Below are 16,122 nucleotides of genomic sequence, written 5' to 3'. Positions count from 1 at the left end.
GACGGAAGCAACAGACGAATCGACGGATAGAAGCAGAAGTGACGGATAGAACAGTCAAAGTGACGGAATGAATCGCCAAAGCGACGGAAAGCCCCGCTAAACGACGGAAAGAACAGCCGCCCCGACGGATACAACAGCCAAACTGACAAACAGCACCCGAAATAAATCGATTCATCTACTTAAAGTAAGTATTTTCTCCAAAATTCAGAAATCTTGTTGTAGTTTACGTTAGCGTCAATGGTATACTGATGGAAAACGGAAGGGGGAGATGATGTTGAAGACGATTCAAGAAGTGGCTAAGCAGTTTAATGTTTCAACACGGACCATTCGTTATTATGAGGAACTTGGGCTGCTTAATCCTAATCGATCATCTACTAATCAGCGAACCTTTTCAAAAAAAGAATTAGCGAAGCTTAAGCTTATTTTCCGAGGAAAGCGATACGGTTTTTCACCTGAGGAGATCAAGGAAATGGTATTGCTGTTTGATTATGATCGCACGGGCATTCAGCAGTTGGAGCGTACGGTCGAATATGGGGAGCAAAAAATGCAAGAAATTGATGGCAAAATTGCAGAGCTTGTACAGATGAAAAAGGAGTTACAGCAATTACAAGGCATATTTACAGAAAAATTAGCGACTTTAAAGGGAGAGATGCATGATGAATAGTTCGAATTTGTTAGCACGTAATGCGCGAAAGTACCCTATGAGTGAAGCTGTTGTTTGTCAGGGCAGACGTGTGACTTATCGTGATTTAGATGAGCAAGTGACACGTCTTAGTCATGCTTTGTTAGAGCAGGGGGTCTGGCAAGGCGATAAAGTGATCATTTTTATGCCAAATGTTGTAGAGTTTGTTGTTAGCTATTTTGCTATTCAGCGTATTGGAGCTATTGTTGTTCCAGTAAATGCGAAATTTACGCTGCAAGAGGTTGAGTATGTAGCGCAGCATGCTGATGCTAAAGCTATTCTAGTGCATGAGGCGATTTTTGCAGCAGTTGAAAACATCACGGTTGTTCCTTTAAAAATCAAAACAGGTCAAGAGCAGGCTGATTGGCTAATCTATGAATCACTTATTCAACATGCAAGCAGTCAAACAATTGATTGCCAGTTGAATGAAGATGATGTTTCTACGATTTTATATACCTCGGGTACAACGGGAAAACCAAAGGGAGTATTGTTTAGCTATCGCAATATTTTAACTGTAGCGCAAATGATTGCAGTAGAAATGGAAGTAAAGCCAGAAAGTCGGATTCTTCTTATGATGCCGTTGACGCATTCAGCCCCATTACATTTATTTTTAATGGCAGGAGTATTTGTAGGCTCGACAAATGTGCTAACGCCAACATTTACGCCTGATTTATTGATAGATTCAATCGAGCGGGAACGGACAACGCATTTCTTCGGCGCACCTGTCGCGTATTTGTTAACCGCTCAAATGCCAAGATTGCAAACAGCTGATTTATCATCGATGAAATGGTGGTCTTATGGCGGAGCGCCGTTATCACAAAACGAAGTCCGCCATTTACAAGAAGCTTTCAGAACAGAAAACTTAACTTGTGTTTATGGCCTAACAGAGGCTGGTCCAAACGGTTCAATATTGTTTGGCGAAGAGCATGCAACGAAGGCAGGGAGCGTTGGTAGGCGTGCACCGCTTGGGGCGGAGCTGCGTATTATTAACGACAATGGAGAAGATGTCAGTGTTGGTGAAGTAGGAGAAATTGTGATATTCGGTGAGGGTAATATGCTGGGCTATTACAAGGATGATATGGCAACAAAGGCTGCATTTATAGATGGCTGGCTGAAAACAGGTGACTTAGCTCGCTTAGATGAGGACGGCTATATTTGGATTGTCGATCGTAAAAAGGATGTCATTTTGTCAGGCGGTGTGAATATTTATCCGAAAGAAATTGAAGATAGTATGTTGAGCTATGAGGGGATTTTTGAAGTGGCAGTAATAGGTGTACCGCATCCGGAGTGGGGAGAAACGGTGAAGGCCGTTTATGCCGCTAAAACGGAAATTGACGAGGATGAACTGAAAGCTTATTTGGAGGAGCATCTTGCTAAATATAAAATTCCACGCATCTTTGAACGTGTGGAAGCGTTACCACGAAATGCATCGGGCAAAATACTAAAACAATCCTTGAAGGGACAAGAGGTGAGATAGCATGAAGGTTTTACAGCGGGAAGAAATGAAAACAACAAATTTTTTTAACGATAATGATACACTTCATAAAGTTTTAGAAATGATGCTAGATAAAGAGTTTGTGGACTATGCAAAACGTGAGTTAACAGATTTTGGTGAGCTTTGTGCTGGAGATATTGATGTGAGAGCCAAACATACGGATCGAGAGGGTGAACCTCGATTACAAAGGTATAATGCCTATGGTGAAGAAGTGTCAGAGGTTTGGGTTAATGATGGCTATAAAAAAACAATAGAAGAAACGTACAATACCGGCATAGTTGGCTATGTGCATAAGGATATTCCGCAATTAGGTAGGAAGGGAAATTATGTGTATAGCTTTGCTCAAGGCTATATACTATCACATGCTGAGCCAGGCTTTTACTGTCCTGTTACTTTAACAATGGCAACGGCTTATCTCCTTGATCATTATGCGAGTGATGAGGTAAAGGAGCGCTTTTTACCACATGTTTGTGCAACAGGAGATACAGAGCTATATGAGGGGGCTACATTTTTAACGGAGCGTCAAGGTGGCTCTGATGTTGGGGCGAATGTTGTGGAGGCAAGACAGGACGGCAATCAGTATCGCTTATTTGGGGAAAAATATTTTGCATCAAACGCAGGAATGTGTGGAGTAACTATGGTATTGGCGCGCATGAAAGGGGCTCAGGTAGGCTCAAAGGGCTTAACATTATTTGCAGTTCCGTGGCGAAATGAGGATGGCACAGTTAATAATCTCCGCATTCGGCGTTTAAAGGATAAACTTGGCGTTAGAGCAGTGCCTTCTGGTGAGGTGGAATTTGATGGTGCGCTAGCATATGTTGTTGGTGATCCGAATAAAGGAATTTATTATATGCTGGAGGCACTTAATTTATCAAGAATTTGCAATGCGGTTGCTTCTATCGGCATTATGCGCCGCGGATATTTAGAGGCGAAGTATTATGTGACAAATCGTCATGCCTTTGGTAAACCTTTAACGCAATATCCTATGATTCAGGATACACTAGGGAAATTCGCTGCCAAGCTTCATGTAGAAGTTGCCACGGTTTTTGATCTTATTCAGCTTTACGATAAAGTAACTAGTGGGCAGGGGAATAAAGAAGACATTATTTTAAACCGCTTGTATATTGCTATCATGAAAAAAGAAACGGCAGAGCAAGCTGTACATTATGCTAGTGAAGCCATTGAATTACATGGCGGAAACGGCTATATTGAAGATTTTGTTACACCTCGGTTATTAAGAGATGCACAGGTACTTACTGTGTGGGAAGGGACTGCGAATATTTTAGCTTTAGAGCTCATTCGTTTAGTTGATAAGTTTCATGCGCACGAAATGTTTGTTCGTGTCATGGAAGAACGTCTAGAAAAACTAGTTGCCAGTCCATTAGTTGAAATTGTCGTGGATCAATTAGCAAAACTAGAATCAACTTTGCAAACATTTAGCCGTTTAGATGATGCAACAAAAACGTTTGAAGCAAAAAAGGTCGCAGAGAAAATGGCGCATTTATATGAAAGTGTGGTAGCAGTCGAATGGGCACAAAGATTCGGTGGCAAATATGAGAAGCTAGCAGATATTTATTTAGAGCACACATGGGCATTGCGAGAAATGGGTGCACCAATGAAAACGGTACAGTATTTTTCAGATATCGTTTAACTTCTTTTAGTATATTGATTTGTTTAGAAGTCGTCTCGAATGGAGGCGACTTCTTTCATTTTCATGTATAATACAATCAACTGAATATTATAAAGGTTCTTTACTTAAGTAAAGTGAAAAGGGAAATCGGTGTAATTCCGATGCGGTCCCGCCACTGTATGTGTGAGTTTTTTCAATCTGCGCCACTGAAAATTTCGGGAAGGCTTGAAAAAGCGTATGGAGCACGAGCCAGGAGACCTGCCTTTATAGAAAACACGTTGTAGCCTACGAGGATAGGATGGTGGATTTTGTATATGTATTTTTGTGCAAATTTGACCCCCTCATTATTTTATGATGAGGGGTATTTGTTTTGGAAGATGAATGTCGATAAATTTGAAAACATGGGCGATAAATTCACAATGTTAGGCGATAAACTCAAAAAGTTGGGTGATAAATTCACAATGTTAGGTGATAAACTCAAAATGTTGGCTGGAAGTTCGCAATGTTGACGATAACCCCACAATGTTAGGCGATCAAAAACTAAAATGTATCGATCAATCAGAAAAACAATAAAAACTATACGCACAAATAGACTAAGGAGGATTCACATGAAGAAAATTTGGAAAATAGGGTTATCAGCATTTTTAGCTATGGGCTTACTTGCTGCATGTAATACAAAAGAGGCGACAAATGAAAAGCCGTCATCTTCTGAGCAACAAGAGACTGCAAAAGTAGATCAAGCAACATTCCCAATGACGATAAAGGATGCTACTGGCAAGGATATTACGCTAGAGGCACCTCCTGAAAAAATTGTCTCACTCATTCCGAGTAACACAGAAATATTATTTGGCCTTGGCTTAAATAATGAAATAGTTGGCGTGACCGATAATGACGATTATCCACCAGAGGTTACTAAAAAAGAAAAGGTTGGCGGTATGGATTATAATATTGAAAAAATTATTGCTTTATCGCCAGATATCGTTTTTACGCATGCGTCAGGTATGAGTTATTCAAAAGGAGCCATTGAACAGCTTGAGGCGGTAGGTGTGAAAGTATTTGTTGTAGCGGATGCAAAAAACTTTAATGAAACTTACACAACGATTGAACAGCTTGGTCGTGCAACAGGAAAACTAGAAGAAGCTAAAAAAATTGTTGCAAATATGAAGGCAAAAGTTAAAGAAGTTGAAACAAAACTTGACGGTGTTGAGCCGAAGAAAGTCTTTGTAGAATCGTCTGATGAGCCACAGATTTATACAGCTGGTAAAGGTACATTTATGAATGAAATGCTAGAAATGATTCATGCTGAAAATGTGGCAGCAGATGTAAATGACTGGTATCAAATCGATGCTGAAAAAATTATCGCGAAAAATCCAGATGTCATTGTTGTGGCATATAATTATGTACCTGAAATTTTAACGAAAATTCCACAACGTGCAGGCTTTGAGACAATCTCTGCCGTAAAAAATAAAGCCATAGTACAAGTAGATGAAAATATGATAAGTCGTCAAGGTCCTCGATTAGCAGATGGTCTTGAGGAACTAGCAAAAGCTGTCTACCCTGAGGCGTTTAAATGAGTAAAACAATTGTAGCCTATGTAACAGCAATTACGCTTCTAACCATTAGCATCTGGTGTGGTGTGGCGATAGGCTCAGTTCATATTCCACTAGAAGTGTTGTGGAATAAGGCGGCTGATGAAACAGCCGCCAATATTTTATGGAAAATTCGATTACCCCGAGTCCTGCTGGCAGGGCTTGTAGGGGCGTCACTTGCAATTGCAGGGGCAGCTTTTCAGGGCTTATTAAAAAATCCTTTGGCTGATCCTTATACATTAGGTGTTTCCTCTGGTGCATCAGTTGGCGCAGTTATGACAATTTTTTTTAGTATATCAATACCTGTAGTAGGCCATTTTACATTGCCGACCTTTAGTATGATAGGTGCCATATTAACGATGGTAGCTGTTATGGGCTTTGCTAGAATAGTAGACCGCTCGCTAAAAATGGAAACTCTTATTTTAACAGGGGTTATATTTAGTTCATTTTTAGGTTCTTTGATTTCATTAATGATTGCATTGTCTGGTGAAGAGCTACGCCAAGTAATCGGATGGTTGCTAGGCTCAGTATCGATGCGTGGTTGGCCATATGTTCAGATGATTATTCCGTTTGTCATAATTGGCTCAATTATGCTTTGGACACAAAGACGCGAGTTAAATGTTCTGTTATATGGTGAAGAACGCGCGCAGCATTTAGGTGTCAATGTTAAGCGCAGTAAATATATTATTTTAGTGGGTGGATCCATGTTGACGGGAGCTGCGGTAGCTGTTTCTGGAACGATTGGCTTTGTTGGTTTAGTTGTTCCTCATATGACGAGAATGGTTTGGGGTTCTGATCACCGTCATTTATTGCCATTATCATTTTTAAATGGGGCAACTTTGCTGATTATTTGTGATTTAATAGCACGAACAATTATTATGCCAAGAGAGCTACCGATTGGTGTCATTACTGCATTTATTGGGGCGCCCGTTTTTTCCTATATTTTTTATAAGCAACGTAGAAGCAAGGGGGTACGGGCATGATTGTTGTTGAACATCTTTCCGGCGGCTATGAAGACGTACCGATCGTCCAGGATATAAGTTTTTCCGTTGAAAAAGGCAAAATACTAGGGATTTTAGGGCCGAATGGTAGCGGGAAATCCACACTGTTAAAAGTAATAAGTGGCATACTACCAGCAACTGCAGGCACTATATTAGTAGATGGCAAAAATAGTAGCTCTTACAATGCTCGTGCATTAGCAAAAAAAATGGCGGTGCTTCCACAATTACACGCTAATGCCTTTTCAAACAGTGTACGGGAGGCAGTATCACTTGGGCGTTATCCACATCAAACAGGCTTCTTTTCAAGCTGGTCTGATCGCGATGAACAAGCAGTACAACATGCCATGATGCAAACTGGTGTGAAACGCTATGAACAGACACCGTTGGAATTTTTGTCGGGCGGTGAACAGCAAAGGGTATTTGTAGCTCAAGCTCTTGCACAAACCGCGGAAATATTGCTGCTAGATGAACCAACGAACCATCTAGATATTGCTCATCAACGCCAAATTTTAGATATGGTGCGAAAAGAAGCAATTGAAAGTGGTTTGACCGTTATTATGGTACTACATGATATGAATTTAGCCTCCCTCTATTGTGATGAATTATTACTAATGGAGGAAGGTCGGATGCGAGCATTGGGGGCGCCACATGAAGTATTAATCGCTTCGCAAATCGAAGATGTTTATCATGCCAGAGTTGCAACTTATGCACATCCAGAAATTCCAAAGCCTCAAATTACAATGATGCCAGCCTCAGTTGAACATCAGCAGCGTGCTGTCATTACAAAAGAAAATTTCACTATTACAGATCGTTATATTAAGCTTCAATCAGAGTTTCCGTTAAAAACAGTGTCCTCAGCTGTCCATAATCCGGGTATCGGTTGGTATGATTGTCTGTTAAATCGCTCTGTACCAATAGATTATGTCATTAGTGATGTAAAGAAAGAGGTTGCTGGATTTTTACTAAAAGAGCATTTTTCATCTACAAGTACCGTCGTCATGTTAACAGCTGTCCCAACAAATCTTGTAGCTATTAATGAATTTAAAGCTTCCTTTGGCAGCGTACTTGTTGCAGTTACGGCCGGAGTTGGCAATGCTGTTGATGTGTCTCGTACACATGAAAGACAAGATGAACCACATATTGGTACAATAAATACGTGGGTTATTGTTAATGGTTGTTTATCAGAAGAAGCGTTTTTCCAAGCAATGATGACGGCTACCGAGGCGAAAACAAAGGCATTGCAATCGGAAAATATTCGTGATGAGCTTAGTGGTACAATTGCGACAGGTACTGCTACAGATAGTTTATTGATAGCAGCTACACAAAAAGGGGAAGAAATGCTGTACGGAGGCCCCATTACTGATGTAGGTAAGATTATCGGTAAAGGTGTTTTTGAAACAACTGTGCAGGCAATAGAAAATTATCTTCATTCAGCAGAAACCTCTGCTGAATGAAGATAATGCCTCCGGCGGATGTCACGGATTTTCAAGGGAATGAATTGTGAGGGCACAATTCAAAATCCGAACGCATTGTTTATCTGTGCGAAAGCGTAGTGCTAACGTAGCGACAGCAACAATTACGCCAAGGCGAAATTGATAAAATAATTCTAGGAGATGAGAGAAATGAAGCTTTACACGAAAACAGGCGATACAGGGAAAACAAGTCTTATCGGTGGACGCGTTGATAAAGATAGCTTACGCGTTGAAACATATGGGGCCATCGATGAATTAAATTCTTTTATTGGTAAGGCAGTTAGTGAATTAGATCGTGAGTTATTCAAGGATATTTTAATTGATTTAGAAACGATTCAACATGAGCTTTTTGATGCGGGTGGCGACCTTGCTAACGTCATGAAGGAACGTCATTATAAGCTGACAGAGCAGCCAATTGAAGTGTTGGAAACGCGTATTGATGCATTGTCAGATGAAGCACCGCCGTTACAGCGCTTTATTCTCCCAGGTGGTGCACCAGCAGCTGCAACATTACACATTGCTCGCACAGTAGCACGTCGAGCAGAGCGTCAAATGGTAACGCTTATGAAGGAAATCGAAGACGTACCGACAATTGTACAAAAATATTTAAACCGTCTATCTGACTATTTATTTGCAGCAGCACGTGTTGTTAATTTTAGATTGAATGTCGCAGATGTTGAGTATATTCGAAGCGGCAATGTCTTTAAAAAATAGTCTGCTATTTATAGACAAATTACGCTCGTTAGCAATACATGGGGTTGATTTCCGTTCCGACTATAATTCATTTTTATATAAATACTTTGGAGATTTATCGGAACAAAATCTCACTTTATCGGAACAATTTTAGCTTTTATCGGAATGTTTTCTCGTTTTATCGGAACAATTTCAGTTTTTATCGGAATAATTTCAATTAGAACGGAAATCATCCCACGTTATGGTGAGAAGTTATATTTGTAAATAATAAGAAAAATAGTCACTCTGAAAAATTCAAGGTGGCTTTTTTTCTTGTAAAATGTAAGAATATAAAATTATCAGAAATATTTCCGTTTTATGTTGACTGAATGCTCACTCATTTATTAGAATGGGAATATAATGATGGAATGACGTACATTTACGTATGAGCTAGCAAATTTACCACAAAGAGAGAAACTTACGACAAACTAAAGGGGGGACCAACCATGAGTCCATTAGTAATTGCAAACATTGTTCTAACAGTCGTGGTTGTGCTTTATGCAGTAGGATTGTTTTTCTATCTGTTAAAAACACGCTATAAGTTTGTGCAATTGGGGAAAAAGGTTGAGTTTGATGAAAGTGTTAAAGAACGAGTTCGTTATCTTATGGTCAATGTACTTGGCCAAAACAAGCTATTAAAAGATCCAAAGAGTGGTTTAATTCACGTCATGTTCTTCTATGGATTTTTGATGGTGCAGCTTGGTGCCATTGATTTAATTTGGAAGGGGTTAGCACCTGGATCACATTTACCGCTTGGCGTTTTCTACAGTGTGTTTACATTCTTCCAAGAGCTTGTAGTATTAATGATTTTAGTGGCGGTTGTGTGGGCATTTTACCGACGCTATGTAGAAAAGCTAGTACGTCTAAAACGAGGCTGGAAAAATGGTCTTGTCCTAATTTTCATTGGTGGGTTAATGGTATCCACATTACTTGCAAATGGTATGGGAATAATTTGGCATGGTGAAGAACTAACTTATACAGAGCCAGTTGCTTCTAGCATTGCCGCTATTTTTAGTTTCTTACCAGCATCAGCAGCGGCTGTTGTTTTCTTTGTAATGTGGTGGGTGCACTTACTAACTCTTTTGACATTCTTAGTGTATGTACCACAATCGAAGCACTTCCACTTGATTGTAAGCCCGATTAATGTGTATATGAACCGTTTGGATCGTACAGGTACTTTAACACCAATCGACTTTGAAGCATTAGAAAATGCTGAAGATGAAGAGGATATTCCAGCAATTGGTGTTGGACGTATTCAAGACTTTACACAAAAACAAATGCTCGATTTATATTCTTGTGTAGAGTGCGGACGCTGTACAAATATGTGTCCAGCGTCAGGTACAGGAAAAATGCTATCACCGATGGATTTAATCGTGAAGCTACGTGATCATTTAACATTTACAGGTGCTGTTGAGACAAAGCAAAAGCCATGGGTTCCTTATCAATTCTTTGCTAACACAAAGGGGAATCAGCTAGCGATCGCAGCTGGTGCTGAGGGGGCAGTCATTGAAGATATCTACAGCCCTTCTTTAATTGGCGATGTTATTACAGAATCAGAGATTTGGGCATGTACAACTTGCCGTAACTGTGAGGATCAATGTCCTGTTATGAACGAACATGTCGATAAAATTATTGATTTACGTCGTTACTTAACAATGACTGAAGGGAAAGTAAACCCTGATGCACAACGCGCGATGACAAATATCGAGCGTCAAGGTAATCCTTGGGGCTTAAACCGTAAAGAAAAAGAAAATTGGCGTGACCTAGATCCAACAATTCATATTCCAACAGTGAAAGAGCTGAAAAAATCAGGCGAGGAAATGGAATATTTATTCTGGGTAGGTTCAATGGGTGCATTTGATAACCGCTCGCAAAAAATTGCATTAGCTTTCTGTCGTTTATTAAACGAGGCGGGCGTGAAGTTTGCGATTTTAGGAAATAAAGAGAAAAACTCAGGGGACACTCCTCGTCGTTTAGGAAATGAGTTCTTATTCCAAGAGCTGGCAACAGCAAATATCGATGAATTTGAGAAAAACGATGTGAAGAAAATCGTTACGATTGACCCGCACGCATACAATATCTTTAAAAATGAATACCAAGACTTTGGCTGGCAGGGCGAGGTCTACCACCATACTGAATTATTGAATCAATTGATTGAAGAAAATCGTCTAGCGTTAAATTATGAAGTTCATGAAACGATTGTTTTCCACGATTCTTGTTATTTAGGTCGTTATAACGATGTTTATGATGCACCACGCGAGATATTACGTGGTATCCCAGGTGTTAAGCTTGTGGAAATGGAGCGTAATCGTGAAACGGCAATGTGCTGTGGTGCAGGTGGCGGTTTAATGTGGATGGAAGAGCATGTCGGCAACCGTATTAACGTAGCACGAACAGAACAAGCTTTAGCAACTGATGCATCTGTTATCTCTTCTGGATGTCCTTACTGCTTAACAATGCTTGAGGATGGAACAAAGGCAAAAGAGGTTGAGGATTCAATCGGTACATTCGATGTTGCAGAACTATTAGAGCGTTCTGTATTTGGTGAAAAAGTGAAAGCTGTCGAAGAATCTGTTGAAGAAGCAGCGGATGTAATGGTTGAAGAAGTGGTAGCTTCAGTGGACAGTGTCGAACAAGACAAGAATACAGAGGCTAACGCAGAAAAATGATAGTTATTGTAGAAATATTTCTGTTATCTGAAAAATATAAATTGCACAATAAATAATTGTTTTGTAGAATAAGATTAAATGGAGATGGGAGTTGATCAATAAACTCCCATTTTTCATCGCAAGAGGTCGAGCGAGCGTTCAGTCAACGTAGACGCTCTAATACTTCTTCTAGAACGTAAAACAAAAGGGGTGTTTTACTTGAATAGAGCTGTAATTTTAGCAGGAGCAAGAACTGCATTTGGTAAGTTTGGAGGTTCACTATCAGCATTAAGTGCAAGTGATTTAGGTGCAATCGCCATAAAAGGGGCACTTGAGAAAGCGAATCTTTCGCCTGATGAAGTGGATGAAGTAATTTTAGGCTCCGTTTTACAAGGGGGACAGGGCCAAATTCCTTCAAGGCAGGCTGCAATCAAAGCAAATTTACCAATAGCGGTAAAAACAGAAACGATTAACAAAGTTTGTGCGTCAGGGATGCGTGCTGTAACACTAGCAGATCAGCTAATTCGATTAGGGGACGAAGAAGTAATGATCGCTGGTGGCATGGAGTCCATGTCCAATGCACCGTATTATTTACAAAATGGTCGAACTGGCTTACGCATGGGCGACTCAACGATGGTGGATGGCATGCTATATGATGGCTTAACATGTGCCTTTAATAAGGCAAGGCCGCATATGGGAAGCTACGGTAATACAACGGCGAAAGAATATTCGTTAAGCCGTGAGGAGCAGGATGCTTGGTCAGTTCGCAGTCATGAACGTGCACTTGCAGCAATTGAAAAAGGTTACTTTGCTGAAGAAATTGTGCCTGTGGAAATTCCACAACGTAAGGGAGAACTGCTTCAAGTCGATACAGACGAGGCACCAAGAGCTGGTACATCAATGGAGGTACTTGCAAAACTCAAACCAGCCTTTGACAAGGATGGAACAATTACAGCAGGTAATGCACCTGGTGTTAACGATGGTGCATGTGCCTTAGTAGTAATGAGTGAAGAACGTGCAACTCGTGAAGGCAGAGAGCCACTTGCAGTTATTATCGGCCATGAAGAGATTGCTATTGAGCCAGAGAGCTTCCCGCAAACACCAGGGCTTGTCATTAACAAATTACTGAAAAAGACGGGGAAATCATTAGCTGACATTGATTTGATCGAAATCAATGAAGCATTTGCAGCAGTAGCACTTGTCAGCAAACAATTGGCGGATTTAGATGCTGAAAAGGTCAATGTTAACGGTGGTGCAGTTGCATTAGGTCATCCAATCGGAGCATCTGGAGCACGCATTATTTTAACACTTGCTCATGAATTAAAGCGCCGTGGCGGTGGTATCGGAATTGCTGCTATCTGCTCAGGTGGAGGGCAAGGCGATGCGGTTATGATTGAAGTACCGAAAACAGGGGGACATGAATGATGGAAATTCAAAAAGTAATGGTTATTGGTGCTGGGCAAATGGGCTCCGGCATTGCACAAGTTTGTGCACAAGCTGGTTATGACGTCAAACTGAACGACATGAAGCAAGAATTTTTCGAACGTGGTTTAGGAGTCATTACGAAAAACCTGACACGTGATGTCGAAAAGGGTCGTAAAACTGAGGATGAGAAGGCGGCCATTCTAGGTCGTATTAATATGTCACTAGATTTAGAGGATGCTAGTGACGTAGATATTATCATCGAGGCAGCAGTGGAAAATATGGAAGTAAAGCAATCCATCTTTAAGCAAATTGATCAGATTGCACCGGCACATGCCATTTTAGCTACGAATACATCATCTTTACCAATTACGGAAATTGCAGCTGTCACAAATCGTCCAGAGCAAGTGATTGGTATGCACTTTATGAATCCGGTACCTGTTATGAAGCTTGTAGAAATTATTAGAGGGTTAGCTACGAGTGATGAAGTCTACAAAGCGGTTGAAGAAATGACAGTAAAATTATCGAAAACGCCAGTGGAAGTAAATGACTTCCCAGGCTTTATTTCAAATCGTATTTTATTACCAATGATTAATGAAGCGATCTACGCATTGTATGAGGGTGTAGCATCGAAGGAAGCTATTGATGATGTGATGAAGCTCGGAATGAATCATCCGATGGGGCCATTAACATTAGCAGATTTCATTGGTCTTGATACATGTCTATCCATCATGGAGATTTTACATGAGGGCTTAGGTGATAGTAAATATAGACCTTGTCCATTGCTTCGTAAATATGTGGCAGCAGGATGGCTAGGTAAAAAATCTGGAAGAGGATTTTACGTTTACGAATAATCCTATGGGGATGGGACGATTCAAACGAAGTGTAATGCTACGGGACAACGTACAGGGGTGACATTATAGATGCATTTACAATTTACAGATGAACAAATAATGATGCGTGATATGGTTCGGAATTTCGCTCAGAATAAAATCGAACCGTGGGTAGAACGTATGGAGGCAGGAGAGTTTCCACGCGAACTCCTTGCACAAATGGGAGAATTAGGTTTAATGGGGATCACGACGCCTGAGGAATTAGGCGGCTCAGCGATGGATTTTACATCGTACATAATTGCTATCAATGAACTGTCGAAGGTTAGCGCGGTAATGGGGGTTATTTTATCTGTGCATACTTCGGTTGGAACAAATCCCATTATTTATTTCGGCAACGATGAACAAAAGAAACGTTATGTTCCAAAGCTTGCTGCAGGTGAATATTTAGGGGCATTTTGTTTAACGGAGCCTAGCGCTGGTTCTGACGCTGGCTCTTTACAATCTAAAGCGGTGCGAGATGGAGATGAATATGTCATCAACGGCTCCAAGGTGTTTATTACAAACGGCGGAGAAGCAGATGTTTATATTGTCTTTGCCTCAACGAATCCTGCTGAAAAAACACGCGGTATTTCAGCATTTATAGTTGAAAAAGGAACACCTGGCTTAATCATAGGGAAAGATGAACATAAAATGGGTCTACACGGCTCACGTACAGTTCAACTAACATTCGACAACTGTCGCATTCCAGCTACGAACCTTCTTGGGGAGGAAGGGGAAGGCTTTAAAATTGCAATGGCCAACTTAGATGTTGGACGTATTGGAATCGCAGCACAAGCTCTAGGCATTGCTGAAGCAACGCTAGAGGCAGCTACTGCCTATGCCAAAGAACGTGTTCAATTTGGAAAGCCTATTGCAGCGCAACAAGGGGTTGGCTTCAAGCTTGCTGATATGGCGACTGCTGTAGAAGCAGCGAAATTATTAGTTTATCGGGCAGCGGATTTACGCACAAAAGGGTTACCGTGTGGAGCCGAGGCCTCGACGGCAAAACTTTTTGCCTCTCGTACGGCAGTGCAAACAGCAATAGACGCTATCCAAATTTTTGGTGGCTATGGCTATACAAAAGACTATCCCGTAGAGCGTTATTTCCGAGATGCAAAGGTGACAGAAATATACGAGGGTACAAGTGAAATTCAAAAGCTAGTCATTAGTAAACATTTACTTAAATAAGGTCTTTACAATGTTGATTTTTCAAGGATGATGTCGATTGCTAAAATAAATCGCTCGGGTAACCCGGAAATCTGATCAGGTAAAGCAATAAATCGCTCGAGTAACCCGAAGAACTGCTCAGGTAAAGCAATGAATCGCTCAGGTAACAAAAAGATTTGCTCGGTTTCTCGAAGCAATAATCCAGAAACATTATCAAAAATTGAAATCAACAATATAGCACTAACAGAGTCTAACGAAAAAGGGGAAATGGACAATGAACTTTCAATTATCAGAAGAGCATGAGCAATTACGCGAAATGATTCGTGATTTTGCTATTAATGAAGTAGCACCAACAGCAGCTGAACGTGACGAGAACGAAGAGTTTGACCGTGCAATTTTTGATAAAATGGCGGAGCTAGGCTTAACAGGTATTCCATGGCCAGAAGAATACGGCGGTGCAGGCTTTGATTATCTTGCGTATGTCATTGCTGTAGAAGAATTATCACGTGTATGTGCGTCAACAGGGGTAACTTTATCAGCACATACTTCGCTTGCGGGTTGGCCGATCTATAAATTCGGTAATGAAGAACAAAAACAAAAATATCTTCGTCCGATGGCAGAAGGTAAACATATCGGTGCATATGGCTTAACGGAGCCAGGATCAGGTTCTGATGCTGGAGGCATGAAAACTTATGCAAAACGTGATGGCGATGATTATATTTTAAACGGCTCGAAGATTTTCATTACCAATGGTGGAGTAGCAGATACATATGTTGTATTTGCAGTAACAGACCCAGAAGCTAAACATGGCACAACTGCTTTTATCGTTGAAGCTGGCTATGAAGGCTTCTCGGTAGGAAAGAAGGAGAAAAAACTAGGAATTCGTTCATCTCCTACAACTGAAATTATTTTTGATAACTGTCGCGTTCCGAAAGAAAACATGCTTGGAGCTGAGGGAGAAGGCTTCAAAATTGCGATGACAACACTTGATGGAGGACGTAATGGTATTGCGGCACAAGCTGTAGGGATTGCACAAGGTGCGTTAGATGCAGCTGTTGAATACGGTAAAGAGCGTGTGCAATTTGGTAAGCCGATTACTGCTAACCAAGGTGTCTCCTTTAAACTAGCGGATATGGCAACTCAAATTGAAGCATCTCGACTGCTTACATACCAAGCGGCCTGGTTGGAATCAAATAGTCTACCTTATGGTAAGGCATCTGCAATGGCAAAATTAATGGCTGGCGATACTGCGATGAATGTAACGACTGAGGCGGTTCAAGTCTTTGGTGGATATGGCTATACGAAAGATTATCCAGTTGAGCGCTTCATGCGTGATGCAAAAATCACACAAATTTACGAAGGTACACAAGAGATTCAACGACTTGTTATCTCTCGTATGTTGACAAAATAAC

At 40.8% G+C, this 16,122-nt stretch carries 13 protein-coding genes and 1 riboswitch; all 13 genes read left to right on the top strand.

From position 1 onward, the window contains the following. The first annotated feature begins 274 nt into the window (after window positions 1–274). The 13 genes from ACQKOG_RS13985 to ACQKOG_RS13925 all read left to right on the top strand — a co-directional run bounded on the left by ACQKOG_RS13985 (window position 275) and on the right by ACQKOG_RS13925 (window position 16,121). Window positions 275–664, top strand: coding sequence for a MerR family transcriptional regulator (locus ACQKOG_RS13985; protein WP_370083066.1), 390 nt, complete (start codon window positions 275–277; stop codon window positions 662–664). After that, the gene (locus ACQKOG_RS13980) at window positions 657–2,159 is read left to right on the top strand and encodes a class I adenylate-forming enzyme family protein (protein ID WP_370083064.1); all 1,503 of its coding nucleotides are present in this window, start codon (window positions 657–659) and stop codon (window positions 2,157–2,159) included. The genes ACQKOG_RS13985 and ACQKOG_RS13980 overlap by 8 nt, the downstream gene beginning before the upstream one ends. 1 nt (window position 2,160) lies before the next feature. Beyond that, window positions 2,161–3,828 carry an acyl-CoA dehydrogenase family protein gene (locus tag ACQKOG_RS13975; protein ID WP_427447060.1) on the top strand — a complete coding sequence of 556 codons (1,668 nt, stop codon included), beginning with the start codon at window positions 2,161–2,163 and terminating at the stop codon, window positions 3,826–3,828. 76 nt (window positions 3,829–3,904) lie between these two features. Further along, a riboswitch (cobalamin riboswitch) is annotated at window positions 3,905–4,087 on the top strand. Window positions 4,088–4,115: 28 nt separating this feature from the next. Then, complete coding sequence (locus ACQKOG_RS13970) at window positions 4,116–4,316, top strand: hypothetical protein (RefSeq protein ID WP_370083060.1); 201 nt, start codon at window positions 4,116–4,118, stop codon at window positions 4,314–4,316. 99 nt (window positions 4,317–4,415) lie between these two features. After that, window positions 4,416–5,381 carry an ABC transporter substrate-binding protein gene (locus tag ACQKOG_RS13965; protein ID WP_370083058.1) on the top strand — a complete coding sequence of 322 codons (966 nt, stop codon included), beginning with the start codon at window positions 4,416–4,418 and terminating at the stop codon, window positions 5,379–5,381. Beyond that, a complete protein-coding gene (locus ACQKOG_RS13960) occupies window positions 5,378–6,379 on the top strand; it encodes a FecCD family ABC transporter permease (RefSeq protein ID WP_370083056.1) in 1,002 nt (333 codons plus the stop codon). Before ACQKOG_RS13965 ends, ACQKOG_RS13960 begins: the two co-directional genes overlap by 4 nt. After that, entirely contained in the window at window positions 6,376–7,851 is a 1,476-nt protein-coding gene (locus ACQKOG_RS13955; protein ID WP_370083054.1) for an adenosylcobinamide amidohydrolase, read from the top strand. Before ACQKOG_RS13960 ends, ACQKOG_RS13955 begins: the two co-directional genes overlap by 4 nt. A 168-nt stretch (window positions 7,852–8,019) precedes the next feature. Further along, window positions 8,020–8,583 carry a cob(I)yrinic acid a,c-diamide adenosyltransferase gene (locus tag ACQKOG_RS13950; protein ID WP_248717808.1) on the top strand — a complete coding sequence of 188 codons (564 nt, stop codon included), beginning with the start codon at window positions 8,020–8,022 and terminating at the stop codon, window positions 8,581–8,583. A 464-nt stretch (window positions 8,584–9,047) separates the two neighbouring features. Further along, on the top strand, window positions 9,048–11,270 hold the full coding sequence (locus tag ACQKOG_RS13945; RefSeq protein WP_370083052.1) for a heterodisulfide reductase-related iron-sulfur binding cluster: 2,223 nt from the start codon (window positions 9,048–9,050) through the stop codon (window positions 11,268–11,270). Between the two features lie 198 nt (window positions 11,271–11,468). Further along, on the top strand, window positions 11,469–12,674 hold the full coding sequence (locus ACQKOG_RS13940) for an acetyl-CoA C-acetyltransferase (RefSeq protein WP_427447055.1): 1,206 nt from the start codon (window positions 11,469–11,471) through the stop codon (window positions 12,672–12,674). Continuing rightward, the gene (locus ACQKOG_RS13935; RefSeq protein WP_427447099.1) at window positions 12,674–13,525 is read left to right on the top strand and encodes a 3-hydroxybutyryl-CoA dehydrogenase; all 852 of its coding nucleotides are present in this window, start codon (window positions 12,674–12,676) and stop codon (window positions 13,523–13,525) included. Before ACQKOG_RS13940 ends, ACQKOG_RS13935 begins: the two co-directional genes overlap by 1 nt. Window positions 13,526–13,594: 69 nt before the next feature. Further along, window positions 13,595–14,731 carry an acyl-CoA dehydrogenase gene (locus ACQKOG_RS13930; RefSeq protein ID WP_370083048.1) on the top strand — a complete coding sequence of 379 codons (1,137 nt, stop codon included), beginning with the start codon at window positions 13,595–13,597 and terminating at the stop codon, window positions 14,729–14,731. A 253-nt stretch (window positions 14,732–14,984) separates the two neighbouring features. After that, a complete protein-coding gene (locus tag ACQKOG_RS13925; protein ID WP_427447052.1) occupies window positions 14,985–16,121 on the top strand; it encodes an acyl-CoA dehydrogenase in 1,137 nt (378 codons plus the stop codon). The last annotated feature ends 1 nt before the right edge of the window (window position 16,122 follow it).

It is taken from the genome of Lysinibacillus sp. NPDC093216, from assembly GCF_050280325.1.
In the GTDB taxonomy this organism is placed as follows: domain Bacteria; phylum Bacillota; class Bacilli; order Bacillales_A; family Planococcaceae; genus Lysinibacillus.
Note: the sequence above shows the minus strand (reverse complement) of the source record. Positions and strands in the feature narration are given on the sequence as shown.